The organism is Candidatus Cryptobacteroides sp. (genome assembly GCF_056207615.1).
On sequence record NZ_JBAEER010000122.1, the window covers coordinates 1 to 2,565 of the forward strand.

Below are 2,565 nucleotides of genomic sequence, written 5' to 3' on the forward strand. Positions count from 1 at the left end.
TTCATGTAGTTGATGAATGCCTCGTAAGGAGTGTCATATGGGTTGAAGTACTGATGTACCGAACCGTCTGAGAAGAACTTGGTGCACATGTAGTAGAGGTGGTCGCTCTCCTGGAGGTGCGAATGCTCCTGCCAGAGTTCCTCATCATCGATGAGGCCGAGCTTCTCCACAAGACCGTAGAGCTTGTTGTATGCATCCTGCTGGAGCTCGTTTCCGAGCCATGCAGAAGTGTCGCGCTCCTCGTCTGCCCATGAGATTGGGTCCTCGACATCCATGTCGCCGATCGATGCGTGCTTCTTTGCAGCCTGTGCAGGAGTTACGAACTCCCAGTTGCCGTCTGCAAGTACGGTAGGAGCAAGGTTCTTCATGAACTCGAAGATGCCGCTCTCTGCCTTCTGATGCTCGCCGAAGGTCTCATAATCCATGAAGAGGTTGATGATCTCACCATCGTTCGCGTTGAGCCATGCGAGGTACTTGTCGCAGGTAAGAGGCCAGTTGTTCCAGCTCCTGTCTGAGAAGCGGAATGCGATGTCGTCGCTGAGCGCACTGTTCCTGAGGAGGAGCTTGAGCTTAGGAGCGGTAGCACCATTATATACATAGTTAGGGCTTCTCCATCCGAGGACATGCTTTGCACCCTCGGTGAGCATGGTCTTGAATCCAAGATCATATACCTGTGCTCCGATAGCGTCTGAATAGATGAGCTCAGTATTGCGGAAGGTGACAGGGGTCACACCGAAATACCTCTGGATAAGTTCCTTGTGCTTCTCCACCTGCATCTTGAAGCCGATAGGCGATGCAAGCGAAACGAGAGAGTGGTTGTATGTCTCTGCGAGGAATTCAACGCAACCTGTGTCGGCGAGCTTCTTGAAGCTCTCGATAACCTCTGGGCAGTGACGGTCGAACTGCTCGATCACTGAGCCTGAGATACTGAAGGATACCTTGAACTGGCCATTGCTGGCATGGATCATATCAAGAAGCATCGCATTGGCTGGAAGATAGCAGCGCTCGGCGATTCTGCGAACGATGGTCCTGTTCGCGAAATCATCAAAATAATGCGAATCCTTACCTATTTCGAAGAATCTGTACAGACGGAGCCTGGTTGGCTGGTGTACCTGGAAATAGAGGCAAATGCTTTTTTTCATATCTGTGTACTTTACTTTATTACTGATTCATAAACCGCCTTGATCTTGGCTGCGGCTGCCGTCCACTTGAGTGCGTTGACCTCGTCATATCCGCAGCGTGCGGCGAGAGCCGACATCGCAGGGTAGTTGATGAGACCATAGATTGCGTCCGCCATAGCGTCCACATCCCAGAAGTCAGTCTTGATAGCGTAATCGAGGATCTCGGCGCAACCTGACTGCTTGCTGATGATAGAAGGAACGTTGGTCTGCATAGCCTCGAGAGGAGAGATTCCGAAAGGCTCTGAGATAGACGGCATGATGTACACGTCCGAAAGCGCGAACATCTTCTGTACGTCGGCTCCGCGAAGGAAGCCGGTGAAGTGGAACCTGTCTGAGATACCAAGGCGAGCGACGTGGCGGATACACTTGTTGAGCATATCGCCGCTACCTGCCATCACGAAGCGAACGTTGTCGCACCTCTTGATGATCTTGGCAGCCGCCTCGATGAAGTACTCAGGACCCTTCTGATAGGTGACACGACCGAGGAAGGTGACGACCTTGTCCTTGACGCCCCTCTCGACCTCGATGTTCTTCCTGCCGCTGAAGTCCACGGCATTGTGGACTGCGACTACCTTCTCAGGCTCGATTCCGTACTTGTTGATGCAGATGTTCCTGGTAAGCTCGCTGACGGCGATGACCTTGTCTGCGGCCTGCATACCCCTGGTCTCGAGATCGAGTACTCGGGTATCGATGTTGGCCTCGCTCGCACGGTCGTACGAGGTAGCGTGCATGTGCACTACGAGAGGCTTGCCTGAAACCTGCTTTGCTGCGACACCGGCGAGATAGGTGAGCCAGTCATGGGCGTGGATAACGTCGAACTGACCCTCATACTGCTTCGCGATAGTCGCACCTACCATGGCATAGCGGGCCACCTCCTCCATGAGGTTGGAGCCGTACTTGCCTGAGAACTTATATTTCTGTCCATAACGGATGCTGAACTCCTCGCGGGTGCAGTTCTTCTCTGCCTCCACGATCTTGTAGAAGTCATCGGGATCCATGTATGGAACCATGTTGCTGCCGACCTGCACGAACTGAACCTTTCCGAGGAACTCGTTCACGTTGTGGTCGACCACGTCAACCTTCACATCACTTGCGTTGATGATCTTGACGGCGCTCTCGTCCTCGTCTCCGGATGCCGAAGGCATGACGAAGAGGACCTCGACGTCGTTTGCGGCAAGACCCTTGGTCATACCGTAGCAGGCAGTGCCGAGACCACCTGCGATGTGGGGAGGAAACTCCCATCCAAACATCAGTACTCTCATATTACCACCTCCTTGTCTTGTTAATGTTGATAAGGTACTCGCACTTCAGCAATGACGCGGTAGCGCATGCAGAAGAGATTGCTCCGTGTGGCTCGTGAGGAGGGTCTCCATCGTAGAGCTCA

Annotated in this window: 2 protein-coding genes; both read right to left on the reverse strand. The window is 53.2% G+C overall.

The features are described from left to right. Positions 1–1,142, reverse strand: a 1,142-nt coding sequence (locus AC06ND_RS07260; RefSeq protein WP_475678323.1) for a glycoside hydrolase family 57 protein, incomplete at its 3' end; no start/stop codon positions are given. Positions 1,143–1,153: 11 nt separating this feature from the next. Then, on the reverse strand, positions 1,154–2,443 hold the full coding sequence (locus AC06ND_RS07265; RefSeq protein WP_475678324.1) for a glycosyltransferase family 4 protein: 1,290 nt from the start codon (positions 2,441–2,443) through the stop codon (positions 1,154–1,156). Positions 2,444–2,565: the final 122 nt, after the last annotated feature.